The 562-nt window shown below is 59.1% G+C and carries 1 protein-coding gene; it reads left to right on the top strand.

Features of this window, described 5'->3' with window-relative positions:
- On the top strand, positions 1-562 hold a 562-nt coding region (locus ACR0C6_RS22140), incomplete at both ends, for a calcium-binding protein (protein WP_480621347.1).

Raw genomic sequence — 562 nt, 5'->3', positions numbered from 1 at the left:
GTTCAGCGACGGTGTGACCTGGACACTGGAAGATATTCTGGCGAATACGCGCGTCGAGGGCACGTCCGGGGCGGACACTCTGACCGGCTACAACAGCGGGTACTATGCCGACAACCTCTTTGGCTTTGCTGGGAATGACACGCTCAGGGGGCACGGAGGCGACGATGTATTCGTCGGTGGCTTGGGGGATGATGTGCTCCATGGTGGCACAACCTCATGGCAGAGCAGCAACGGAAATGACACCTATGTGTGGTCCCGGGGCGACGGGAATGATGTCATCTGGGATCACGGCCGCAGCCTGACGGAAACGGATCGGCTTGTTCTGACGGATGTGGCTTCTACGGAGGTTTCGTTGACGCGAGTCACAGGGGCCGACGACTTGTACATCGAAGTATTGCCCACCGGCGAAGTCCTTGAAGACATGTTCAGGTTCAACGACGTATCGTTCGGCTACGGGCTGGAGGCAATCGAGTTCAGCGACGGTGTGACCTGGACACTGGAAGATATTCTGGCGAATACGCGCGTCGAGGGCACGTCCGGGGCGGACACTCTGACCGGCTAC

The organism is Ruegeria sp. AL12 (assembly GCF_056540885.1).
This window is presented reverse-complemented; position numbering and strand designations above follow the sequence as displayed.